The sequence below is a fragment of the Streptomyces violaceusniger Tu 4113 genome (assembly GCF_000147815.2).
GTDB classification, from domain to species: domain Bacteria; phylum Actinomycetota; class Actinomycetes; order Streptomycetales; family Streptomycetaceae; genus Streptomyces; species Streptomyces violaceusniger_A.
Genome location: NC_015957.1, coordinates 1,878,526 through 1,899,510 on the forward strand (window position 1 = coordinate 1,878,526; position 20,985 = coordinate 1,899,510).

Sequence of the window (20,985 nt, forward strand, 5' to 3'; positions counted from 1 at the left end):
CCCAGGATTCGAGCGGCCTCAGTGGCCGAGCACCGAACGATGCAGCGCGCGGCCCTGCTGGACGCCGCCCGCACCCTGCTGTCCGAGGGCGGCACGGAGGCGCTGACCTTCCCCGCCCTCGCCGAGCGCACGGGACTCGCACGGTCCTCCGTCTATGAGTACTTCCGCTCCCGCGCCGCCGTGGTCGAGGAGCTGTGCGCCGTCGACTTCCCGGTCTGGGCCGCGGAGGTCGAGGCCGCCATGGAGCGGGCCGACGGGCCCGAGGCGAAGATCGAGGCGTATGTGCGTCGGCAGCTTGCGCTCGTCGGCGACCGCCGGCACCGCGCGGTGGTGGCGATCTCCGCCGGTGAGCTGGACCCGGGCGCGCGGGAGAAGATCCGCGCCGCCCATGGCGGACTGATCGCCATGGTGGTCGAGGCCCTCGCGACCCTCGGACATGAGCAGCCGCGGCTCTCGGCCGTGCTGCTCCAGGGTGTGGTGGACGCCGCGGTCCGGCGCATCGAGCTCGGCGCGGCCGAGGACCCCGAGCGGATCACCGAGGCTGCCGTCGCCATGGCCCTGCGCGGCGTCCGGGGCTGACCTCCGCCGGTCCCTTCCATTCCACCGGGCGCGCGGTGCGCGGCCCAGACGGATCCGGGCCCACAGGGATGCCGCCACCAGCGCCGCGGCCGCCGGCAGCCGGGTGTCCCCGGCGGGGGAGGCGAGGGCGGAGACCGTGGGCGCGTCGCGCACTCCGAACACCGGAAGCAGCCGGGAGGGCCCGCCCCGCAGCATCGACGGCGGCAGCAGCGACAGGGGATCGAGATAGCGGTCCGCGCGCCGCAGCCCCCAGTGCAGACAGCCGGACCGGCAGTGGAAGGGGCCCGGCGCCACCACGCCGACCACCTGCCCTGCGGCCACCCGCTCACCCTTGGCCACGGTGGCGTGCACCGGTTCATAGGTGGTCCGCAGCGGAGGGGAGCCGGTCCCGGACACCTCGATCACCAGCACACCACGGCCCGCGACCGGGCCCACGAAGCTCACCCGCCCCGCGCCCGCCGCCCTGACCCGCTCGCCCGGGCGCGCCGCGAGATCGACCCCGCGATGCCCCGCCGCCCAGGGCGCCGGAGGCGGTTGCCAACCCCTCAGCACGGCCGGCCGCACCGCGCCCGGCACACCGTCGACCGGCCACGACCGCTCCCCGCCCGGCCTCGTCCTCGGCGCGCGCCCCTCAGTCGGACCGGACGCCATGGCCGTCGCCGATTCCCCGCCGGGATCCGGCACCCGGCCCGGACCGGACGCCGCGCCCGGGTCCACCGCCGCGGCCCGCGCCACCGAAAGAGGTATCGCCGGAAGAGGCGCCGCCGGCATCGGCAGCACTGACAGCACCGGCAGCGCCAGAATCACCAGGGCAAGAGCCCGCCTCACCACAAGCCTTCGCATGTCCTCCACGATGGCCCGGCGACCCGAAACGGGTGGATCATGGACGGAATCGGGGGACTACTCACGGGTTGTGGATAACGCCGTCACCCGGCACCGTACCCGTCCCGTACACTTCTTATGGCGATCCGGGTCACCGGATCGACTTCGCACGCCCCGCCACCGACGCTCCGATCGCGCATCGGTCAGCTCGGTGGCCGCGCCCCTCGGTCCTTGGACGACCCCCGAAAGGGCCTCGTCCGTGGCAGGCGCGTCGGGGCGTCAGGAGCGGCGGCCGCCCGGCCGCCGTGGAACCGAGTACCTCAAGGAGTACGGCCATGGCCGTCGTCACGATGCGGGAGCTGCTGGAGAGCGGCGTCCACTTCGGGCACCAGACCCGCCGCTGGAACCCGAAGATGAAGCGCTTCATCTTCACCGAGCGCAACGGCATCTACATCATTGACCTGCTCCAGTCGCTGTCGTACATCGACCGCGCCTACGAGTTCGTCAAGGAGACCGTCGCCCACGGCGGCTCCATCATGTTCGTCGGCACGAAGAAGCAGGCGCAGGAGGCCATCGCCGAGCAGGCGACCCGCGTCGGCATGCCGTACGTCAACCAGCGCTGGCTGGGCGGCATGCTCACCAACTTCTCGACCGTCTACAAGCGCCTGCAGCGCCTGAAGGAGCTCGAGCAGATCGACTTCGAGGATGTGGCCGCCTCCGGCCTCACCAAGAAGGAGCTCCTGGTCCTCTCCCGCGAGAAGGCCAAGCTGGAGAAGACCCTCGGCGGTATCCGTGAGATGCAGAAGGTGCCGAGCGCCGTCTGGATCGTCGACACCAAGAAGGAGCACATCGCCGTCGGTGAGGCGCGCAAGCTCCGGATCCCGGTCGTCGCGATCCTCGACACCAACTGCGACCCGGACGAGGTCGACTACAAGATCCCGGGCAACGACGACGCGATCCGCTCCGTCACCCTGCTCACCCGGGTGATCGCCGACGCCGTCGCCGAGGGCCTCATCTCCCGTTCCGGCGTCGCCACCGGTGACGAGAAGGCCGACAAGGCCGCGGGCGAGCCGCTCGCCGAGTGGGAGCGCGACCTGCTCGAGGGTGAGAAGAAGGCCGAGGACGCCGAGGCGAAGCCCGCCGAGGACGCCAAGCCCGCCGAGGACGCCAAGCCTGCCGAGGACGCCAAGCCTGCCGAGGACGCTGCGGAGAAGCCCGCCGAGGCCGCCGCGGACAAGCCCGCTGAGGACGCCAAGCCCGCCGAGGACGTCACCCCTGCCGAGGCCCCCGCCGCGGCCACCGAGCAGGGCTGACCACTCAGACGTCACTCAGACGGTGTATGACGGCGGGGGACGGTGCCACGGCGCCGCCCCCGCCGTTCACCCGTAGAGCTTTCGACTTTCGAGAAGAGATTCACAGATCATGGCGAACTTCACCGCCGCTGACGTCAAGAAGCTCCGTGAGCTGACCGGCGCCGGCATGATGGACTGCAAGAAGGCGCTGGACGAGGCCGAGGGCAACGTCGACAAGGCCGTCGAGATCCTGCGCGTCAAGGGCCAGAAGGGTGTGGCCAAGCGGGAGAGCCGCAACGCCGAGAACGGCGCTGTCGTCTCCCTCATCGCGGACGACAAGACCTCCGGCGTGCTGGTCGAGCTGAAGTGCGAGACGGACTTCGTCGCCAAGGGTGACAAGTTCGTGGCCGTCGCCGACGCCATCGCCGCCCACGTCGCCAAGACCTCCCCGGCCGACCTGGACGCCCTGCTCTCCTCCGAGATCGAGGCGGGCAAGACCGTTCAGGCGTTCGTCGACGAGGCCAACGCGACCCTCGGCGAGAAGATCGTCCTGGACCGCTTCGCGCAGTTCTCCGGCGGTTACGTCGCGGCGTACATGCACCGCACCAGCCCGGACCTGCCGCCGCAGGTCGGCGTCCTGGTCGAGCTGGACAAGGAAGACGCCACGGTCGCCAAGGACGTCGCGCAGCACATCGCCGCCTTCGCCCCGAAGTTCCTCACCCGCGACGAGATCTCGGCCGAGACGGTCGAGAACGAGCGCCGGGTCGCCGAGGCCACGGCCCGCGAGGAGGGCAAGCCCGAGGGCGCCCTGCCGAAGATCGTCGAGGGTCGCGTCACCGGCTTCTTCAAGGAGAACGTCCTGGTGGACCAGCCGTTCGCCAAGGACAACAAGAAGTCCGTCCAGAAGGTCCTGGACGAGGCCGGTGTCTCGCTCAAGCGCTTCGCCCGTTTCCGCGTCGGTGTCTGAGCCGAGCAGCGAATGACCGTCGACCCCGATAGGGTCGTAGTCAGCCAACCGTCAACCGGTCGGCCGCAGATGTGACGAGGAGGCCATTGCCGCAGAGGTCGTAACAGGACCCGTCCGGCAGTGGCCTTCTTCGTATGTGCACGAGGAGATCTCCAATGAATCACGGCGCGGACGCCAAACAGGCCGCCGATGACAAGAACGCGCACGGTGCGGCCAAGCATGGTCGCTTCATGCTGAAGCTGTCCGGCGAGGCGTTCGCCGGAGGCGGGGGGCTCGGTGTCGACCCCGATGTCGTGCACGCCATCGCCCGCGAGGTCGCCGCCGTGGTCAGGGACGGCGCCGAGATCGCCATCGTCATCGGTGGCGGTAACTTCTTCCGCGGCGCGGAGCTGCAGCAGCGCGGTATGGACCGGGCCCGCTCGGACTACATGGGCATGCTCGGAACCGTCATGAACTGCCTCGCCCTCCAGGACTTCCTGGAAAAGGAGGGCATCGACTCCCGCGTCCAGACCGCCATCACCATGGGCCAGGTCGCGGAGCCGTACATTCCGCTGCGTGCGGTGCGCCACCTGGAGAAGGGGCGCGTGGTCATCTTCGGCGCGGGTATGGGCATGCCGTACTTCTCCACGGACACCACCGCGGCCCAGCGGGCACTGGAGATCGACGCGCAGGCCCTGCTCATGGGGAAGAACGGCGTGGACGGGGTCTATGACTCCGACCCCGCCCGCAACCCCGACGCGGTGAAGTTCGACGCCCTGGAGTACGGCGAGGTGATCACCAGGGACCTGAAGGTCGCCGACGCCACCGCGATCACCCTCTGCCGGGACAACAAGCTGCCCATCCTCGTCTTCGAGCTCCTGGCCGAAGGAAACATCGCGCGCGCGGTGAAGGGTGAGAAGATCGGCACGCTGGTGAGCGACCAGGGCTCCCGGGCCTGACGGCTCGAACGGGGGATGGACAACGGCCTGCCGGTCGGACACCGTGCAGGAGAAGACGCACGCAGGGGCGAGGCTCTGCTTACTGATAACACCAGGAGCAAGTGGTGATCGAAGAGACCCTCCTCGAGGCCGAGGAGAAGATGGAGAAAGCCGTTGTGGTCGCCAAGGAGGACTTCGCCGCGATCCGCACCGGGCGTGCGCACCCGGCGATGTTCAACAAGATCGTGGCGGACTACTACGGTGCGCTGACGCCGATCAATCAGCTCGCGTCGTTCTCGGTGCCGGAGCCGCGCATGGCCGTGGTCACGCCGTTCGACAAGACCGCGCTCCGCAACATCGAGCAGGCGATCCGGGACTCGGATCTGGGTGTCAACCCGAGCAATGACGGCAACATCATCCGGGTGGTGTTCCCCGAGCTCACCGAGCAGCGCCGTAAGGAGTTCATCAAGGTCGCCAAGGCCAAGGGCGAGGACGCGAAGATCTCGATCCGTAGCGTCCGGCGCAAGGCCAAGGAGTCCATCGACAAGCTGATCAAGGACGGCGACGTCGGCGAGGACGAGGGGCGCCGCGCCGAGAAGGAGCTCGACGACACCACGGCGAAGTATGTCGCGCAGGTGGATGAGCTGCTCAAGCACAAGGAAGCCGAGCTGCTCGAGGTCTGATGAACGACTCTTCCTGGGGGGCCCCACCAAGCGCCGGATTCCGGGCACCGGGCGGTCAGGGCACCTCCCCCGGCTACGGCTGGGTGGCGGCGCCTTCTTCGGCGGGTCCCGCGCACGAGGTGGGCGAAGCGGCGCAGACTCGCCCCATGCCCACCGTGCCCCACGCAGGCGGCGACTCCGGCGAGGCCGCCGACCGTGACCGGGGGGCCGCTCGGCTGAGCGGCCCCCTCTTCCGCGACGAGCGGGAGCCGCAGCCCGGACCCCGGCCGCCCGCCGGCCGCCCGCCGACGCCCCCCGACCCCGCGCCCGACCCGGTCTCCGCCGACGGCGGTGCGCGCGGCGCCGGTGCCGGGCAGGGGAAGAAGAGTGCGGGCCGTAATCTGCGCGCCGCGATAGGGGTGGGCATCGGCCTCGGCGTGATCATCATGGCCTCGCTCTTCATCTACAAGCCCGTGTTCGTCGGCGTGGTAGCGGTCGCGGTGGTGGTCGGGCTCTGGGAGCTGACCTCGCGGCTGACCGAGCGCAAGGACATCCGGGTCCCGCTGGTGCCGCTAGCGGTCGGCGGGGTCGCCATGATCGTCGCCGGCTATGTGCGCGGTGCCCAGGGCGCGGTGGTGGCGGTGGCGCTCACGGCGCTCGCGGTGCTGGTCTGGCGGATGACCGAACCGCCCGACAACTACCTCAGGGATGTCACCGCAGGCGTCTTCGCCGCCTTCTACGTGCCGTTCCTGGCCACCTTCGTGGCGCTCATGCTCGACACCGGGGACGGCCCGTGGCGCGTCCTCACCTTCCTGCTGCTGACCGTGGTCAGCGACACGGGGGCGTACGCGGTGGGCTGGCGCTTCGGCAAGCATCCGCTGGCGCCGCGGATCAGCCCCGGCAAGACGCGCGAGGGGCTGCTGGGCGCGGTGACCTTCGCGATGGTCGCGGGCGCGCTGTGCATGCAATACCTCATCGACGACGGCGTCTGGTGGCAGGGCCTGCTGCTCGGCTTCGCCGTCGCGGTCAGCGCGACCCTGGGCGACCTCGGCGAGTCCATGATCAAGCGGGACCTCGGCATCAAGGACATGGGCAAGCTGCTGCCCGGCCATGGCGGGATCATGGACCGGCTCGACTCGCTGCTGCCCACCGCGCCGGTCGCGTGGCTGCTGTTGGTGATCTTTGTGGGCGGCGGCTGACGAGGCCGCCCACGGGCCCCGCGCCACGCATGGCGCGGGGCCCTTCGTACGTCTGCGACACTGGGTGAACCATGCCTAAGCCCGGAGAACTCTTGTTCCCAGGGCGCGAAGAAGCCCCCTACCAGCGATTTCGTCGCCAGTAGGGGGCCGTCTCGTACCCGGTGGGCCGTCGCTGGGCCGTCAGGACGGCGGGGCCGTGCCGAAGACGCCATCGAGGGCCCGGCGGGCACGCTCCTTGCTGCTGGGCATCAGGTGCGCGTACACCCGCAGCGTCATCGCGGGGTCGGAGTGCCCCAGGTACTCGCTCACGGCCTTGATGCTCTCGCCCGCGTCCAGGAGGACCGAGGCGTAGAAGTGGCGCAGGGCGTGCATACCGTGCTCCCGGGCGGAGGCGTGCGGCTTGCCCGGCGCAGGCGTCGGGATGAGTCCTGAGGCGGCAAGAGCGGGCTTCCATTCCTGGATGTTGAAGTTGCTCCGCCACACGATCCCGTTGGCCCTGTTGGTAAAGATCAGCCGTCGCTCGACAAGAGGCCCGTCCGGCTTCCTCCACGGCAGCTTGATTCCCACGGGTGGGTGATTCTCCATGTGCCGTCGCAGGGCAGATGCGACCGAGGACGGCAAGGGCACATCACGGTCCTTGTTCCCCTTGGGCGGCGCGAAGACGGCAACGCCCCGGATCAGCTTGACCTGAGTGGTCACGCGCAACGTGTCGCCGTCGAGTTGGACGGCATCATCGGCCAGGCCCAGGATCTCGCCTTGCCGAAGACCACAACCGCTGCCGACATCGACCATGGCCCGGTAGCGCTCAGCCAGAGCGTTTCTGACCGCCCGCACCTGAGAGGGAAGCCACGGCACGACTCGGCGGGCTGAAACGGCCGGCGGGCGGACGGATGCCGCGCTGCACGGGTTGCGCGCCAGGTGCCCATCATCCACAGCGGCCGACAGGACTGCGCGGACGTCGGCATAGATGTTGCGGGCGTACGCGGCGGCCATGGGGGCGTGCTCTAGGTCCCGCACGAACTCTCGGATATGGACCGGGCGGAAGGACCCGAGCGGCCGCGACCCGATCCGCGGGAAGGCGTGCAGTCGGAGATGGGTCTCCACGAGGATGCGCGTGGCCGGGTCGGTCGTCTGCGCCGCGATCCAGCGTTCCGCGTACTGCTGAAAGGTGATGCGGGCCGCTTTGGGATCCACGTACTGGCCACGCGACATGTCAGCCGCTGTCTCGGTCAGCCACTCCTCCGCCCGACGCTTCTGGCGGTCCGGGAAGCTCTTGGACTTCTCGGCGCCATCGGGACCGACGTAGCGAGCGCGGTAGCGCATGCCCGTGCCGTAGCGCTCTGTCTTGACCTTGACGGACTTGCCGTCTGGCCCGGCCTCGGTCTTGTACCAGCGGTCTTGGATGTGTCCGGCCATCAGGCGGCCTCTTCCATCTGGGACTCAACCCACACCCGTACGACCTCGGGGTCGAAGCGGACGTATCGGCCCACTCGGAAGCTCCGGGGCCCGACGCCCTTACGACGCCACTGATAGACGGTCTCAACGCTCGGCAGGCGGAACAGGATCACCAGATCTTCAGGGGTCAGGTACTGATCGGGAAGGGGTATCTTCACGCGCCTACCTCCCCGTCGTCCGGGTCGGGCAGATCGGCTAGGGCTTGGCGGGCGGTTTCGCGTGCGTCGGCGATGTCTCGGGCGATGTTGGCGGCGAGCCAGGATTCGCCGGGGGTGTGGCCGTGCCCGGCGTAGGTCCAATGGGCGACGACGAGGGTGGTGGCCTCGGGGTGGTCGTCGGGGTCGGGCAGGCCGCGTTCCCGTCGCTCTTGGGCGGCGCGGAAGTCGGCACGGACCTGTCGGAGTGCGCCAAGGGTGGTGGAGTAGCGGCGGGACTTGGTGGAGAAGTGGCCCCGGAAGCCGAGCATGTGGGCCCAGTCGAGGAGCTTGCGGTCCGGGTAGAGCGGGTGCAGGTCAAGGCAGGCTTCGATCAGCCGACGCGGGTGCTCCGGGACGCCGAGCAGGACGAGGGCTTCCTTGTTGCCTACGCGGTGGTCCACGGTGCCGGTGGTCTCGGCTGCTTTGGTGGCGTACTTGGCGACGTAGGAGGCCACGGCCTGTTCGGTGACCTCTTCGCCGTTGCCGAAGGCGCCGATCGGCTGCACGTCGAGTTGCGTGCCCCATCGCAGGGTGCGGACCGGTTGGTCTCCAGCAGGGGGCACGTCGACGGCGACGCGGGCGGCGGCTGCGTGGATGGCGTCGGTGAGCAGGGCGACGCTGGCCCAGTGCGGGGGCGGGGTGCCCGGTCCCTCGGGTCCGTCGAAGCGGATCACCGCGTGGAAGTGCACGGCGCCGCGTTTCTGGTATTCGGCGACCTTGCCGAAGGACAGCCGGGACTGCTCACGGGCTGCTTTCTGGGTGAGCCCTGCCCGCTTGGCGATCTCGCGGCGCAGGTAGATGGTGAAGTAGCGCCACAGGTCGGATGCGTGGTTGTTCCACAGGACCGCCGAGGCGTAGTCGTACTCCTGGGGGTTGAGCGGGGTGCCCAGTTCGGGGTCCCCTTCGGGGTGTGTGGTGCGGCAGCGGCAGCGTCCGGAGGTGGGGCGGTTGTGGACGGGGCCGAAGCTCGGGGCGGTGAGGGTGGCGAAGACGCGGGGGTGGTCGCGCACGGTGTCGGGGGTGCCTTTGGCGGTGTCGCCGACGAGTCCGGCGCGGATGAGGTGGTAGGTGTCTCCGGCGTAGGTCCAGGCGCAGGCCGGGCAGCGGGAGGCCCGGCGGTTGCCGCATGCGACGCGGAGTCGTCCGCCGGGCTCTTGGTCGGTGCTGTAGTGGTGCAGAACCGTGCCGGTGGTGGGGTCCAGGGTCTTGGTGGAGCCGGTGAGGTGGATCGGGTCGGCGCAGCCGCCGTTGCGGCGGGTCTGGTCCATCCAGCGGTCAAGGCCCGGGGACCCGGCCACCCGGAGGAGGTCTTCCAGGGTGGTCGGGTCCAGGCCCGCCATGGTGGCGGTGTCAGTCATCGGCGGCCCTGCTCCTTGTTGTGAGCGGGTCCGTGGTTATCGGTGTAGCCCTGCACCAAGGCGGCCACCTGGGCGTCACCGGTCGCGGTGGCGGTGGCGCCGCAGTGACAGATGGCGGATCCCTGGGCGGGGGCGGACGGGGAGGGCTTGCTGACGTGCAGGCCCGGGTTGCTCGGGGTGGGGGTCAGGTCGGCCACGGCGATCACTTCCCGGCCCGGACGAGGGTGGGGACGTGGGTGGTGTGGCCGGTGCCCTTGCAGGCCGGGCAGGTGACGCGGATGGTGACGCGGGAGCCGTCGCGGTGCCGGGCACCGGTCGTGATGGCGACGGTGGGGAAGCCGTCGCAGGCCGGGCAGCGGCGCGTGTGGGCATGGGTGTGCTGAGGCATGATGGTGGTTCCCTTTCGGGTCCGTTGGATCTGGAAGTGGGTTGAGGCGCCCGGGGCGGCGGTCTTTGGCGAGAGAGCCGCCCCGGGAGCCGTTAGCGGCGGCGTCCGCGACGGGGCTTGGAGTAGCCCGGCGGGATCGCCTCGTAGCCGCTTTTGCCCTGCTCGAAGGACGCGGCGTCGGTGTCGCCGTTGGACTGCTCGGCGAACTGCCGGGCGATCCGGTTCATGGCCCTGCGGTCACGGTGCCGTTTGGCGTTGGCGTACTCCCGGCCCAGCTCGGCCATGGCGGGGTTGGCCGGGGCCTCTTCCTTCTTGCTGGAGAACAGATCGCGGAGTCCCATGGCTTATCGGCCCTTCTTGGCGAGTCGGATCGTTACGCCCGCGCCGCCCACGGTGGGGACGGCAGCGGCAGCGGCGGCCATGGCCATCTGGAAGGTGATGGCGGCGACGATGATGATCAGGACGATGCCGCCGGTGATCGTGATGGTGAGCAGGATCGGCCCGGCGTAGGAGCGGGGCGGGGCCTGGACGACGACCACGTTGCGGGGGTCGGCGCCGGGCGGGATCAGGTCCACGGGGCGGTGTCCGGCGCGGAGCTGGGCGTCCGGGTAGCGCATCAGGGTCACCTCCTCTCAGGTCAGGTGCAGCGGTGGGTTTTGGCGGCGAGTTCGGCGCCAGTGCGGTCGGGGTAGTCGGCGGAGAAACCGCAGCCGGGGGCGGTGCAAACGGCGGTGTGCTTCTCCCGACCACGCTGGTCGTTGTGGGTGCCGACCCGGACGGGGCCGACGCGGATCACGTCGCGGAAGCGGTGCGGGCGCATGGTCAGCTCTCCCTGTTCGGGCCGAGCCAGTCACTGAGGATGCGTTCGGCCTCGACCGGGTCACTGGTGCGGGCCGCTGCCTCTTCGACGAGCAGTCGGGCCAGGGCCGGGCGTCCGGACTCGGCCATCTCGCGGGCCGCGTCGAGGTAATCGGCGGGGCCGTCGAAGGCGCGTCGGAACATGGCGGTGCTCCTTTCAGGTGAGTTGGGCGGCGATGGCGTCGGCCATCTGGGGCGGGACACCGAGGCGGGCGCGCAGGGTGTCGGTGTCGATCGGGGCGCCGGTGGTGGCGCGGTGGGTGTCGGCGACCTTGCGGGCGTGCTCGACCAGGGCCGGGGGCACCTGCATGGCGGGCGCCTTCGGGGCGGGTGCGGGCAGCTCGGGGGCAGGCTCCGGAGCACGGTCCACCGTGATGTCAGCAGCCGGTTCCGGATCGGACGACACCGCCGTGGGAGCGGGTGCAGGCTCCGGGGCTCCGGCGGGTGCCGGGGTGTGAGCCAGGAGGGTGCCGCCGAGGAAGGCCAGCGCGGGCCATCCGGCGACGATGATGCGGAGCACGGCCGGGATGTGGTTCATGTCGAGCAGTCCGGCGGTGGCGATGTTGGCGCCCAGGGATGCGGCGAGCGCGATGATGAACCAGACCCAGGCGGCGCGGGCCGGTGCCGAGGCGGCCCGCAGGGTGCGCATCCGGCGCCATGCCGCGACGAGCAGCAGGTCAACCGATACGGGGTAGGCCCAGGCTTTCCAGCCGTGTTGTCCGGCTGCCTCGGCCAGGTCATGCAGGTGGGCGAAGGACAGCGCGCCCGCGATGAGGGCTTGAATCAGTACCGGGTCGAGGCGGAGCGAGCGGGTCATGGTGGTCACCTCCTTTGAGGTGTCGGGCCGGAGCCGGGCGGGACGCGATGGCCGACCGCCCAGCGCCGGGCGAGGAGTCAGAACGAGCGGGCCAGACCGGTGCCGAGGCAAGAGAGGCAGAGCACGGTCTGCTGGTGATTGGTCCTCCGGCGGCCACGACCGACGCGGACCCGGGTGGCGGTCGCGCCGGTGCCGTCGCAGCCGGGGCACTTGGCCGGGGCGGAGGTGGTCTTCTCGGTGGTGCGGCGGGTGGTGGTCTTCCGTGCGGCCATGACGATCACTCCCGTATCTCAGGCATGGCGGTGGTAGGGACCTGGCGCGAAGCGGTCGCGCCGACCGTGGTGCGAGGGGGTGTTACTCGGTGACCGGCTTGGGCTTGACCAGCGACGGGCCCTCGGCCGGGCCGGAGACTGCCGGGGCGATGGGGCGCCAGGTGGCGAGGGCCGGGATGTCCGGGGTCAGGTGCGCGAACTGACGGCAGACCGTGGCCACTTCACTGATGCTGATCTCGGGGGTGCGGATGCGGGACCAGCCGCCGGAGGTGTCACCGGCCACAGCCACACCGGGGCGGTCCGGCGGGATCGTGGTGGCGACCGACACCGCTTCCGGTGCGATGTCGCCCAGGCCCATCTCGGCTGTCTGCTTGTCGTTGACGCGGTGCACCACACGGCCGGTGAGCTGCGCGCGGAGCATGGTGGCGCCCCTGCCCAGCTCGGAGCCGAAGCGCTGTCCGCAGATCTCCAGGTAGATGCCGACCGCACGGGAGAGCTGAGCGATGCGGATCAACTGGGTGACCATGCGGTCCCGGCGCTCTTCGTCCTTCCTGGTGGCGACCATGAACAGCTCGGCCACCTCATCGATCAGGACCACGATCGGGACTGGCCGCTTGTCCGCCGGGAGTCCCCAGATGTCGGAGGTGATCTCCGCGTCCGGGGTACCGGCGGTGATGCCCTGGTGTTCCTTGAGCAGGTCGAAGCGGTCTTCCATCTCACCGACGATCGCGTCCACCAGGCCGGATGCCTCATCCGGGTTGGTGGCCAGGGCCGACAGGCGGGGGGAGAACGGGGCCTGTTCGACACCGCGTTTGCAGTCGACGCCCACCAGCGCGATCGGTCGTTCGGCGAGTCCCTTGATCAGGTTGCGCTGGTACATGGACTTGCCGGACTGGTTGGCCCCGAGGGTCAGGGCGTGCGGTATCGCGCGGTAGTCCCGGACGAAGGCGGTCCCGTCCTCCCGGCGCGCCACCGGGATCACCATCGGACGACGCGGTGTCCGACGCGGCATCTTCACCCGACGCAGCACGTCGTAGCCGGTCATGCGCATCTCCACCGTGCCGGGCTTGCCCTCCACCACGTGCACGGCCTGGACGCCCCAGGCGTGGCGCAGCCGGTTGGAGGCGGCGGCGATGTCGGCCGGTTCCATCCCGGCGGGCAGTCGCAGCGTCACCCGCAGCCCGGTCGAGGTGGGCCGGACCCGGCGGACCTTCGGCGGCACCGGCTGTGCCTCACGGCTGCGGGTGACGGTGCGGGAGAGGAAGGCGCGGAGCCGGGACGGGGCGACGGTGAGGCCGCACACGTCCATCGTGGTGCGGTAGGTGAAGGCGAACCGTGTGCGGGTGACCGGCATGCCCACCAGCGACCAGTAGACCGCCGGGGCCTTGGCGCGGGCGTACCCGAGGCCCCCGGCAGTCCCGACCAGCGGGGTGCCGATCTCCAGCAGTGTCACCAGGTCCGACACGGCTCAGGCCCCCGCCACGATCGCAGCCGCACGGAAGGAGATCCCGTGACGCGCCTGGCCGTTGAACGTGTTCTCCCAGTCCCGAGCCTTGAGCCCGACCACCGACACCGGCGTGCCCGGCGCCAGTCCCTCGGGGATGCCCGTCTCGGGAACGGTCACCTGGTAGAGGTTCCCCTCACCCTCATCGGAGATCAGCAGACCCACCGTGGACAGGAACGCGCCGGTCTCCCGGTCCACGGCCTGTTCCTTGGTCTGCTTGTTGACGAGCTTCGGCGTCGGCGCGGTCGCGACGAACACCACAGCAGTCGAAGTGTCGATCTTGAACGACGGCATTGATACTCCCTGTCTTGCAGCATCGGAGCAGCCCAAAGAAGGGCCTTCAACTAGCCGCTGTCCTAGGACTGCGGCCGGACAAGTAAGACGATGGCACGCAGTCCCAGGACTGTCAACAGTCCCAGGACTATGTTTGACTGAGGCTGTCGAAAGGAGTTCTCAATGGCACCCAAATGGCGAGATCTGGCGGACAGGCTGGCCGAACGGATCAAGAGCGGCAAGTACGCACCGGGCCAGCAGCTCCCGCACATCAGGGACCTCGTTGAGGCGGGCGAAGGCTCCAAGTCCACGGTCCACGCGGCCTACAAGGCCCTTGAGGCCGAAGGCTTGGTCACCTCATCGCGAGGTCATGGCACCGTCGTGCGCCAGCAAACCCCGCTCAAGCGACTCGGCATCGCTCGATACGACAAGGCCAAGTGGCGCGACGGCGATGAGGTGGCATTCATCGCGGATCGCGTGGCCTCTGGGCGCGCGCACCGCCGTGACGAGCAGACCCAAACCGTCAGCCGTGTCGAAGCACCGCCAAAGGTCGCGGCCGCGCACGGCTTGCCCGTAGGGGCGCCGGTATACGCGCGGGCACGGCTCGTGAAGGAAGGCGAGCAGCCGACGCACACACTGACCAGCTATTACCGGCCAGAGCACGTCGAGGGCACCCGATTGGTGGACCCGACCCCAGGCCCGGCCGGACGGGGCGGCGGCTTCCGGGTGCTGTATGACGCGGGGTATGAGATCGACCACATGAAGGAAGAGATCTTTGCCCGCGTCCCCACGCCGGATGAGGTGAAGCTGCTCCAGTTGCCGCCGGGAGAGCCCGTTGTCGAGCTGCATCGGACGACCCGTACGGCCGACGGTACCGTGGTCGAATTCGCCATTGGCGTGCATTCCGCGTCGCGGTTCGCCTGGGAGTACGACTTCAAGGTGCCTGACTCCGCAGCCCAGAAGACCGATGAAGGAGCCCCCGATGCCAAGTGAAGGAAACGGCAAGTGATCTCGGCCCAGGCGTGGGAAGACGCGCGGCGCGTCTGGGAGTACCACCAGATGCATCACGCCCCGAAGCCCTGTTCGGTCGCGATCGGCCTAGGCAGCCATGACCTAGGCGTAGCCGATACAGCCGTGGACCTGTACGAACGCGGTATGGCTCCGCTCCTCGTGTTCACGGGGGCCACCAGTCCGACAACCCGGGAGCGCATGCCCCGGGGGGAGGCAGTCCACTACCGGGAGCGGGCGCTGGAGCTTGGGGTCCCTAGCTCGGCCGTACTTCTGGAGCCTCACGCGAGGAATACCGGCGAGAACATCCGCTTCTCAAAGGCGCTGCTTGAAGAATCCGGTATCGATGTCTCTTCCGTACTGCTGATCAGCAAGCCGTACGAGGAACGACGGTCGTACGCCACAGCGCGCAAGCTCTGGCCGGAAGTCGAGATCGTCAGTGCGTCCACCCCGATGACGCTCAGTGAGTACGTCGATTCCATCCAGGACCCCCGCCTAGTCATCGACATGCTTGTCGGCGCGCTCCAGCGGTTGCTGGTCTACCCGGACCAGGGATTCATGATCAGCCAGCCGACACCGGCCGACGTGGCTGAGGCGTACGAGCGGCTGTGCCACGAAGGGTTCACGAGTCGCCTCTTGCCCGTCGACACGGGAGAGGCCCAGGCCAGCCTGTAGCGGCGGCGGGTTGTTACAGGTTTCTCTACCTCATCAAGGCCCCCGGCTGCGCTCCGCTTCGCCGGGCGCGCTCCCGGCTCCCGGTCGCGCTCTGCTCCTGCCTCCGGCCCGCGCCGCGCACCGTCCGCCGACGCGCGCCCACAGGCGAGGAGGCCGGGGGCCGAGTGTTGAGACCTGATCGGCCAGCCTCAGGCCAGAGAGCGTGCCTCCGGCGGGGGCGCTTAGGCTCCGGGATGGCGGGGGCTCCGTCTGCGCCCGCAGGTCCATCGTGGCGTGCGCGGGAGCTCCCATCCCGTCACCGTCGTCCCAGGCAGAGCCGAGCAGACGCGGCCCAGGGGCGTCAAGGTCGTTCGTACAGTGGCGCGCTCCACCTTGACGCCCCTGAACCACGCCCGCTCCACGGTGTGTGGGACGACGGCGACGGGATGGGAGCTGGGGAGGGTGGTGGGTTGAGGAAGTGGGGAAGGCTCGGGCCGTCTCTGGGCCGTCCGAGGGGGATCAGCGATGACAGATGGCGACCAATGACGACGGGTATCCCGACCGTCCGCCGCAGGTCACGCGAATTGATCTGCGACACTGGGTGAACCATGCCTAAGCCCGGAGAACTCACCTTCGCCGCGCCGCGTGGGGCCAAGAAGCCCCCGCGGCATCTTGCCGACCTCACACCCGCCGAGCGCCGGGAGGCCGTCGCCGCCCTCGGGGAGAAGCCCTTCCGGGCCAGTCAGGTGTCGCGTCACTACTTCGCGCGCTACGTCGACGACCCCGCACAGTGGAGCGACATACCGGCCGCCGCGCGCGAGAAGCTGGCCGCCGGGCTGCTGCCGGAGCTGATGAGCGTGGTGCGGCACATCAGCTGCGACGACGACACCACACGCAAGACCCTGTGGCGGCTCTTCGACGGCACGCTCGTGGAGTCCGTTCTGATGCGCTACCCGGACCGGGTCACCATGTGCATCAGCTCACAGGCGGGCTGTGGGATGAACTGCCCGTTCTGCGCCACCGGCCAGGCGGGGCTGGACCGCAATCTGTCCACCGCCGAGATCGTGCACCAGATCGTCGACGGGATGCGGGCCCTCCGCGACGGTGAGATCCCTGGCGGGCCGGCCCGGCTGTCCAACATCGTCTTCATGGGCATGGGCGAGCCGCTGGCCAACTACAACCGCGTCGTCGGCGCCATCCGCCGGCTCACCGACCCCGAGCCCGACGGCCTCGGGGTGTCGCAGCGCGGGATCACCGTCTCGACCGTCGGCCTCGTGCCGGCGATGCTGCGGTTCGCCGACGAGGGGTTCAAGTGCCGGCTCGCGGTGTCGCTGCACGCGCCCGACGACGAGCTGCGTGACACCCTCGTGCCGGTCAACACCCGCTGGAAGGTGCGCGAAGTCCTGGACGCCGCGTGGGAGTACGCGGAGAAGTCCGGCCGCCGGGTCTCCATCGAGTACGCGCTGATCAAGGACATCAACGACCAGGCGTGGCGCGCCGATCTGCTCGGCCGGCTGCTCAAGGGCCGCCGGGTGCATGTGAACCTCATTCCGCTCAACCCGACGCCCGGCTCCAAGTGGACGGCGTCCCGGCCCGAGGACGAGAAGGCGTTCGTGGCGGCCCTGGAGGCCCACGGGGTGCCGGTGACCGTCCGGGACACCCGTGGCCAGGAGATCGACGGGGCCTGCGGGCAGCTGGCGGCTTCGGAGCGCTGAGGACCGGCTGATACGGTGCCTGGGCATCGTTGCATCATGCGATGGTCGTAAAACTGAATATCCGTACAAGTGAACATTCCGACAGGGGAGCGCTCAGAGCGCTGAGAGTGCGGCACGGCCGCAGACCCTCGGACCTGATCCGGGTCATACCGGCGTAGGGAGTCAGCATCACCATGAACAGCCAGCTTCGGCGTGCCATCTCAGCCGCCCTTTTCGGCTCACTGGCGTTGGGCGCGCTCGTCGGCTGCGGCGAGGATTCCAAGAGCGGCGCGGACTCCAAGACGGTCACCCTGGTCACGCACGACTCGTTCGCGGCCTCCAAGGCGGTCCTCAAGGAGTTCACCAAGGAGACCGGCTACAAGGTGCGGGTGCAGGCCGGGGGCGACGCCGGAGCCGCCGTCAACCAGGCGATCCTTTCCAAGGGTCACCCCCAGGGCGATGTGTTCTTCGGCGTCGACAACACCCTGCTCTCCCGGGCGCTCGACAACGACCTGTTCACCCCCTACACGGCGAAGGGTCTCGACAAGGTCCCGGCGGCCCTTCAGCTCGACCGGGCCGAGCACCGTGTCACCCCCGTCGACTTCGGCGACATCTGCGTCAACTACGACCGTAAGTACTTCGCCGACAAGAAGTTGGCGCCGCCCCGGACGCTGGACGACCTGACCAAGCCCGCCTACAAGAACCTCCTCGTCACCGAGAACGCGGCCACCTCGTCCCCCGGTCTCGGCTTCCTCCTCGCCACGGCCGCCAAGTACGGCGACGACGGCTGGAAGGGCTACTGGAAGAAGCTGCGGGCCAACGGCGTCGAGGTCGTCGACGGCTGGGAACAGGCTTATTACGACCGGTTCTCCGGCTCGGCCGGTGGCGGCAAGGGCGACCGGCCGCTCGTCGTCTCCTACGCCTCGAGCCCGCCGGCCGAGGTGGCCGACGCCAAGACCAAGCCCGCCAAGGCCCCCACCGGGGTGGCGACGGGCACCTGCTTCCGGCAGGTGGAGTTCGCCGGGCTGCTGAACGGCGCGGGCAACACCAAGGGCGGCAAGGCGCTCCTGGACTTCCTGCTGAGCAAGCGGTTCCAGGAGGACGTCCCGCTGAACATGTACGTCAACCCGGCGCGCGAGGACGCCAAGCTGCCGGAGCTGTTCACCCGGTACGGGGTCAGGATCGCCGACTCGGCCACCCTGGCGCCGCAGAAGATCGCCAAGAACCGTGAGCCGTGGGTCAAGACATGGTCCTCGCTCGTCCTGTAGAGCCCGGCGAGAACCGTAAGACGGCCGACGGCCACCGTAAGGCCGACAGGGCAGACGGCGGCGGCCGTCGCGCGCTCGCCCTCCGACTCGCCCTGATGGCGGTGCCGCTCGCCTTCTTCGCGGTCTTCTTCGCCTATCCCGTGGCCGCCATCGTCACCCGGGGGCTGCGCGTCGGCGGGCAGTGGCGGTTCGGCCGGATCGCCGAGGTGCTGACCGACCCGGCGACGCTGGACGTCCTGTGGTTCACCTGCTGGCAGGCGGTCGCGTCGACCGCCCTCACCCTCGCGGTCGCGCTGCCCGGCGCCTATGTCTTCGCCCGCTTCGACTTCCCCGGCAAGGGGCTGCTGCGGGCCGTGGTGACCGTGCCGTTCGTCCTGCCGACCGTCGTCGCCGGATCCGCCTTCCTGGCCCTGCTCGGCCGGGGCGGGCTGCTGGACGAGTTGTGGGGGGTGCGGCTCGACACCTCCGTCTGGGCGATCCTCCTGGCCCATGTCTTCTTCAACTACGCGGTCGTCGTCAGGACTGTCGGCGGGCTGTGGGCCCAGCTCGACCCGCGCCAGGAGGAGGCCGCGCGGGTGCTCGGCGCGAGCCGGCTCTCGGCCTGGCGCCGGGTGACGCTGCCCGCGCTGGCCCCAGCAGTCGCCGCCGCCGCGCTGATGGTGTTCCTGTTCACCTTCACCTCCTTCGGCGTGATCCAGATCCTCGGCGGCCCCCGCTACGCCACCCTGGAGGTGGCGATCTACCGGGAGACCGCGCAACTGCTCGACCTGCCCACGGCGGCGGTGCTCACCCTCGTCCAGTTCGCCGCGGTCGCGGCCGTGTTGGCCCTGCACGCGTGGACCGTAAGGCGCCGGGAGAGCGCCCTGCGGCTCGTCGACCCCGGCCGCACGGCGCGCCGACCGAACGGCCCCGCCCAGTGGGCGCTGTTGTGGGGCGTGCTGGCGGTGGTCGCGCTGCTGATCGTGACACCGCTCGCGGTGCTGGTGGAACGCTCGCTGAACGGACCGGACGGCTATGGCTTCACCTACTACGAGGCGCTCAAGTCGGCCGCCGACAGCGGAGGCACCTTCTTCGTGGCACCCATGGAGGCCATCGGGAACTCCCTGCGATACGCGGCGTTCGCCACCGTCTTCGCCCTCGCCGTGGGCGGCCTCGCCGCCGCCGCGCTCACCCGTAAGGCGGGCAGGCTGGTACGGGGCTTCGACGCGCTGCTGATGCTGCCCCTGGGCACCTCGGCCGTCACCGTGGGATTCGGGTTCCTGATCGCCCTCGACGAGCCCCCGCTGGATCTGCGTGCCTCCTGGGTCCTGGTGCCGCTCGCCCAGGCCCTGGTGGGCGTGCCCTTCGTCGTACGGACGATGCTGCCCGTGCTGCGGGCGGTGGACCACCGGCTCCGGGAGGCGGCGGCCGTGCTCGGGGCGTCCCCGTGGCGGGTCTGGCGGGAGGTGGACCTGCCGCTGGTGGGACGGGCCGTGGCGGTCGCGGCGGGCTTCGCGTTCGCCGTCTCCCTGGGCGAGTTCGGGGCGACCGTCTTCATCGCGCGCCCCGACCGGCCGACCCTGCCGGTGGCCATCGCACGCTTCCTGGGCCGGGCCGGACAGCTCACCTATGGGCAGGCGATGGCCCTGAGCACGATCCTGATGCTGGTCTGCGCCGGATCGCTGCTGGCGCTCGAGCGCATCCGCACCGACCGTTCCGGAGAGTTCTGAATGACGCTGCTGCGACTGGACGAGGTGACCGTAAGGTTCGGCCGGCGCGACGCGCTGGACGCCGTGGACCTGGAGGTCGCCGAGCACGAGACGGTCTGTGTGCTGGGCCCGAGCGGAAGCGGCAAGTCCACCATGCTGCGCGTGGTGGCCGGACTGCAGCCCGCCGACCACGGCCGGGTGTGGCTCGCCGGGCAGGACCAGAACGGGGTGCCCACGCACCGGCGCGGGGTGGGGCTGATGTTCCAGGACCACCAGCTTTTCCCGCAGCGGGACGTGGGCGGCAACGTCGCCTTCGGGCTGCGGATGCGCAAGGTGGGGCGCGCGGAGGCGGATCGCCGGGTCGCCGAACTGCTGGAGCTGGTGGGGCTGCCGGGTGCCCAGCGCCGCCCCGTCGACTCGCTCTCCGGCGGCGAGCAGCAGCGGGTGGCGCTCGCCCGCGCGCTGGCCCCGCGGCCCAAGCTGCTGATGCTGGACGAGCCGCTGGGCCAGCTCGACCGGGGGCTGCGGGAGCGGCTGGTGGTGGAACTCCGCGAGCTCTTCGCACGGTTGGGAACCACCGTGCTCGCGGTCACTCACGACCAAGGGGAGGCGTTCGCGCTCGCGGACCGGGTGGTGGTGATGGACAACGGCCGGATCGCCCAGACCGGCACCCCGCTGGAGGTGTGGCAGCGGCCCGCCACCGAGTTCGTCGCCCGCTTCCTCGGCTTCGACAATGTGGTCGACGCGATCGTGGAGGGCGAGGTCGCCGACACCCGGTGGGGCAAGCTGCCCGTTCCGCCCGGCTCCCGGCCGGGCCCCACCAGGCTGCTGGTCCGCCCGGCCGGGGTGCGGCTGACGGACCCCGAGGAGGGGCTGGCGTGCACCGTGGAGACGCGCACCTTCCGCGGCGACCATGTGGCGCTCATCCTGCGGCTGCCGGACCCGGCCGCGCCGCCCCTGGAGGCGTCCTGCGCCCTGCGGGACGCTCCGGAGGCGGGGGCCCGGGTGGGGGCGGCCTTCGACCCGGCCGATGTGGTGCTGTTGGACGCCGCGGTCTGACGCCGGTGCTCCGGCACGCGCCGGGCCTCCGGCGCGGGGGCTCTCCCACGCCGG

At 70.2% G+C, this 20,985-nt stretch carries 25 protein-coding genes, 1 pseudogene and 1 riboswitch; of the genes and pseudogenes, 12 read left to right on the forward strand and 14 right to left on the reverse strand.

Annotation, left to right across the window (positions count from 1 at the left end; translation table 11 throughout):
• The first annotated feature begins 39 nt into the window (after window positions 1–39).
• A complete protein-coding gene (locus tag STRVI_RS08410) occupies window positions 40–579 on the forward strand; it encodes a TetR/AcrR family transcriptional regulator (protein ID WP_014055203.1) in 540 nt (179 codons plus the stop codon).
• A 276-nt stretch (window positions 580–855) separates the two neighbouring features.
• Here STRVI_RS08410 and STRVI_RS47585 read toward each other — a convergent pair.
• Window positions 856–1,422, reverse strand: a pseudogene (locus STRVI_RS47585) (peptidoglycan DD-metalloendopeptidase family protein); the annotation flags it as partial.
• A gap of 314 nt (window positions 1,423–1,736) precedes the next feature.
• On the opposite strand from STRVI_RS47585, the gene rpsB reads away from it, so the two are divergent.
• The 5 genes from rpsB (at window position 1,737) to STRVI_RS08435 (ending at window position 6,438) form a co-directional block, all read left to right on the forward strand.
• The gene (gene rpsB / locus STRVI_RS08415; RefSeq protein WP_014055204.1) at window positions 1,737–2,714 is read left to right on the forward strand and encodes a 30S ribosomal protein S2; all 978 of its coding nucleotides are present in this window, start codon (window positions 1,737–1,739) and stop codon (window positions 2,712–2,714) included.
• Between the two features lie 109 nt (window positions 2,715–2,823).
• On the forward strand, window positions 2,824–3,660 hold the full coding sequence (gene tsf, locus STRVI_RS08420; protein ID WP_014055205.1) for a translation elongation factor Ts: 837 nt from the start codon (window positions 2,824–2,826) through the stop codon (window positions 3,658–3,660).
• Window positions 3,661–3,815: 155 nt separating this feature from the next.
• Window positions 3,816–4,598 carry a UMP kinase gene (gene pyrH / locus STRVI_RS08425; RefSeq protein ID WP_014055206.1) on the forward strand — a complete coding sequence of 261 codons (783 nt, stop codon included), beginning with the start codon at window positions 3,816–3,818 and terminating at the stop codon, window positions 4,596–4,598.
• A 104-nt stretch (window positions 4,599–4,702) separates the two neighbouring features.
• Entirely contained in the window at window positions 4,703–5,260 is a 558-nt protein-coding gene (gene frr / locus STRVI_RS08430) for a ribosome recycling factor (protein ID WP_014055207.1), read from the forward strand.
• Window positions 5,260–6,438 carry a phosphatidate cytidylyltransferase gene (locus STRVI_RS08435; protein ID WP_014055208.1) on the forward strand — a complete coding sequence of 393 codons (1,179 nt, stop codon included), beginning with the start codon at window positions 5,260–5,262 and terminating at the stop codon, window positions 6,436–6,438. The genes frr and STRVI_RS08435 overlap by 1 nt, the downstream gene beginning before the upstream one ends.
• A gap of 180 nt (window positions 6,439–6,618) precedes the next feature.
• Here the strand turns inward: STRVI_RS08435 and STRVI_RS08440 are convergent, their stop codons facing one another.
• The 13 genes from STRVI_RS08440 to STRVI_RS08500 form a co-directional block, all read right to left on the reverse strand.
• The gene (locus STRVI_RS08440; protein ID WP_014055209.1) at window positions 6,619–7,854 is read right to left on the reverse strand and encodes a tyrosine-type recombinase/integrase; all 1,236 of its coding nucleotides are present in this window, start codon (window positions 7,852–7,854) and stop codon (window positions 6,619–6,621) included.
• Complete coding sequence (locus STRVI_RS08445) at window positions 7,854–8,051, reverse strand: helix-turn-helix transcriptional regulator (RefSeq protein WP_014055210.1); 198 nt, start codon at window positions 8,049–8,051, stop codon at window positions 7,854–7,856. Before STRVI_RS08445 ends, STRVI_RS08440 begins: the two co-directional genes overlap by 1 nt.
• On the reverse strand, window positions 8,048–9,448 hold the full coding sequence (repSA, locus tag STRVI_RS08450) for a replication initiator protein RepSA (protein WP_014055211.1): 1,401 nt from the start codon (window positions 9,446–9,448) through the stop codon (window positions 8,048–8,050). Before repSA ends, STRVI_RS08445 begins: the two co-directional genes overlap by 4 nt.
• Window positions 9,445–9,645: a hypothetical protein gene (locus STRVI_RS08455; RefSeq protein ID WP_014055212.1), complete on the reverse strand. Its 201-nt coding sequence runs from the start codon at window positions 9,643–9,645 to the stop codon at window positions 9,445–9,447. Before STRVI_RS08455 ends, repSA begins: the two co-directional genes overlap by 4 nt.
• A 5-nt stretch (window positions 9,646–9,650) precedes the next feature.
• A complete protein-coding gene (locus STRVI_RS08460; RefSeq protein WP_014055213.1) occupies window positions 9,651–9,836 on the reverse strand; it encodes a hypothetical protein in 186 nt (61 codons plus the stop codon).
• 92 nt (window positions 9,837–9,928) lie between these two features.
• On the reverse strand, window positions 9,929–10,177 hold the full coding sequence (locus tag STRVI_RS08465) for a hypothetical protein (protein WP_014055214.1): 249 nt from the start codon (window positions 10,175–10,177) through the stop codon (window positions 9,929–9,931).
• A 3-nt stretch (window positions 10,178–10,180) separates the two neighbouring features.
• Window positions 10,181–10,453, reverse strand: a complete 273-nt coding sequence (locus tag STRVI_RS08470) for a hypothetical protein (protein ID WP_014055215.1) — start codon at window positions 10,451–10,453, stop codon at window positions 10,181–10,183.
• A 20-nt stretch (window positions 10,454–10,473) separates the two neighbouring features.
• Entirely contained in the window at window positions 10,474–10,656 is a 183-nt protein-coding gene (locus tag STRVI_RS08475; RefSeq protein WP_014055216.1) for a mobile element transfer protein, read from the reverse strand.
• A gap of 2 nt (window positions 10,657–10,658) precedes the next feature.
• Window positions 10,659–10,838, reverse strand: coding sequence for a hypothetical protein (locus STRVI_RS08480; protein ID WP_014055217.1), 180 nt, complete (start codon window positions 10,836–10,838; stop codon window positions 10,659–10,661).
• Between the two features lie 13 nt (window positions 10,839–10,851).
• Window positions 10,852–11,511: a DUF2637 domain-containing protein gene (locus STRVI_RS08485; RefSeq protein WP_014055218.1), complete on the reverse strand. Its 660-nt coding sequence runs from the start codon at window positions 11,509–11,511 to the stop codon at window positions 10,852–10,854.
• A gap of 77 nt (window positions 11,512–11,588) precedes the next feature.
• A complete protein-coding gene (locus tag STRVI_RS08490) occupies window positions 11,589–11,783 on the reverse strand; it encodes a hypothetical protein (protein WP_014055219.1) in 195 nt (64 codons plus the stop codon).
• An 82-nt stretch (window positions 11,784–11,865) separates the two neighbouring features.
• On the reverse strand, window positions 11,866–13,248 hold the full coding sequence (locus STRVI_RS08495; protein ID WP_014055220.1) for an FtsK/SpoIIIE domain-containing protein: 1,383 nt from the start codon (window positions 13,246–13,248) through the stop codon (window positions 11,866–11,868).
• A 3-nt stretch (window positions 13,249–13,251) separates the two neighbouring features.
• Entirely contained in the window at window positions 13,252–13,581 is a 330-nt protein-coding gene (locus STRVI_RS08500) for an SCO3933 family regulatory protein (RefSeq protein ID WP_014055221.1), read from the reverse strand.
• Between the two features lie 162 nt (window positions 13,582–13,743).
• On the opposite strand from STRVI_RS08500, the gene STRVI_RS08505 reads away from it, so the two are divergent.
• From STRVI_RS08505 to STRVI_RS08530, 6 genes are all read left to right on the forward strand, one after another.
• Window positions 13,744–14,553: a GntR family transcriptional regulator gene (locus tag STRVI_RS08505; RefSeq protein ID WP_014055222.1), complete on the forward strand. Its 810-nt coding sequence runs from the start codon at window positions 13,744–13,746 to the stop codon at window positions 14,551–14,553.
• A gap of 12 nt (window positions 14,554–14,565) precedes the next feature.
• Window positions 14,566–15,243, forward strand: coding sequence for a YdcF family protein (locus STRVI_RS08510; protein WP_014055223.1), 678 nt, complete (start codon window positions 14,566–14,568; stop codon window positions 15,241–15,243).
• 587 nt (window positions 15,244–15,830) lie between these two features.
• On the forward strand, window positions 15,831–16,937 hold the full coding sequence (gene rlmN / locus STRVI_RS08515) for a 23S rRNA (adenine(2503)-C(2))-methyltransferase RlmN (RefSeq protein ID WP_014055224.1): 1,107 nt from the start codon (window positions 15,831–15,833) through the stop codon (window positions 16,935–16,937).
• A 73-nt stretch (window positions 16,938–17,010) separates the two neighbouring features.
• Window positions 17,011–17,115, forward strand: a riboswitch (TPP riboswitch).
• Window positions 17,111–18,184, forward strand: coding sequence for a thiamine ABC transporter substrate-binding protein (locus STRVI_RS08520; RefSeq protein WP_014055225.1), 1,074 nt, complete (start codon window positions 17,111–17,113; stop codon window positions 18,182–18,184). It overlaps the preceding riboswitch by 5 nt.
• 95 nt (window positions 18,185–18,279) lie before the next feature.
• A complete protein-coding gene (locus STRVI_RS08525; protein WP_043235598.1) occupies window positions 18,280–19,893 on the forward strand; it encodes an ABC transporter permease in 1,614 nt (537 codons plus the stop codon).
• Window positions 19,894–20,931, forward strand: coding sequence for an ABC transporter ATP-binding protein (locus STRVI_RS08530; RefSeq protein WP_014055227.1), 1,038 nt, complete (start codon window positions 19,894–19,896; stop codon window positions 20,929–20,931). It begins immediately after the preceding gene.
• Window positions 20,932–20,985: the final 54 nt, after the last annotated feature.

Bases quoted from the DNA above. Each gene is read 5' to 3' on its own strand.
- STRVI_RS08435 (WP_014055208.1), top strand. From the start codon at position 5,260: ATGAACGACTCTTCCTGGGGGGCCCCACCAAGCGCCGGATTCCGGGCA.
- STRVI_RS08525 (WP_043235598.1), top strand. From the start codon at position 18,280: ATGGCGGTGCCGCTCGCCTTCTTCGCGGTCTTCTTCGCCTATCCCGTG.
- STRVI_RS08485 (WP_014055218.1), bottom strand. From the start codon at position 11,511: ATGACCCGCTCGCTCCGCCTCGACCCGGTACTGATTCAAGCCCTCATC.
- pyrH (WP_014055206.1), top strand. From the start codon at position 3,816: ATGAATCACGGCGCGGACGCCAAACAGGCCGCCGATGACAAGAACGCG.
- STRVI_RS08530 (WP_014055227.1), top strand. From the start codon at position 19,894: ATGACGCTGCTGCGACTGGACGAGGTGACCGTAAGGTTCGGCCGGCGC.
- repSA (WP_014055211.1), bottom strand. From the start codon at position 9,448: ATGACTGACACCGCCACCATGGCGGGCCTGGACCCGACCACCCTGGAA.
- STRVI_RS08440 (WP_014055209.1), bottom strand. From the start codon at position 7,854: ATGGCCGGACACATCCAAGACCGCTGGTACAAGACCGAGGCCGGGCCA.
- STRVI_RS08505 (WP_014055222.1), top strand. From the start codon at position 13,744: ATGGCACCCAAATGGCGAGATCTGGCGGACAGGCTGGCCGAACGGATC.
- rlmN (WP_014055224.1), top strand. From the start codon at position 15,831: ATGCCTAAGCCCGGAGAACTCACCTTCGCCGCGCCGCGTGGGGCCAAG.
- STRVI_RS08460 (WP_014055213.1), bottom strand. From the start codon at position 9,836: ATGCCTCAGCACACCCATGCCCACACGCGCCGCTGCCCGGCCTGCGAC.
- STRVI_RS08500 (WP_014055221.1), bottom strand. From the start codon at position 13,581: ATGCCGTCGTTCAAGATCGACACTTCGACTGCTGTGGTGTTCGTCGCG.
- STRVI_RS08475 (WP_014055216.1), bottom strand. From the start codon at position 10,656: ATGCGCCCGCACCGCTTCCGCGACGTGATCCGCGTCGGCCCCGTCCGG.
- STRVI_RS08480 (WP_014055217.1), bottom strand. From the start codon at position 10,838: ATGTTCCGACGCGCCTTCGACGGCCCCGCCGATTACCTCGACGCGGCC.
- STRVI_RS08410 (WP_014055203.1), top strand. From the start codon at position 40: ATGCAGCGCGCGGCCCTGCTGGACGCCGCCCGCACCCTGCTGTCCGAG.
- STRVI_RS08520 (WP_014055225.1), top strand. From the start codon at position 17,111: ATGAACAGCCAGCTTCGGCGTGCCATCTCAGCCGCCCTTTTCGGCTCA.
- STRVI_RS08470 (WP_014055215.1), bottom strand. From the start codon at position 10,453: ATGCGCTACCCGGACGCCCAGCTCCGCGCCGGACACCGCCCCGTGGAC.
- STRVI_RS08465 (WP_014055214.1), bottom strand. From the start codon at position 10,177: ATGGGACTCCGCGATCTGTTCTCCAGCAAGAAGGAAGAGGCCCCGGCC.
- STRVI_RS08490 (WP_014055219.1), bottom strand. From the start codon at position 11,783: ATGGCCGCACGGAAGACCACCACCCGCCGCACCACCGAGAAGACCACC.
- rpsB (WP_014055204.1), top strand. From the start codon at position 1,737: ATGGCCGTCGTCACGATGCGGGAGCTGCTGGAGAGCGGCGTCCACTTC.
- tsf (WP_014055205.1), top strand. From the start codon at position 2,824: ATGGCGAACTTCACCGCCGCTGACGTCAAGAAGCTCCGTGAGCTGACC.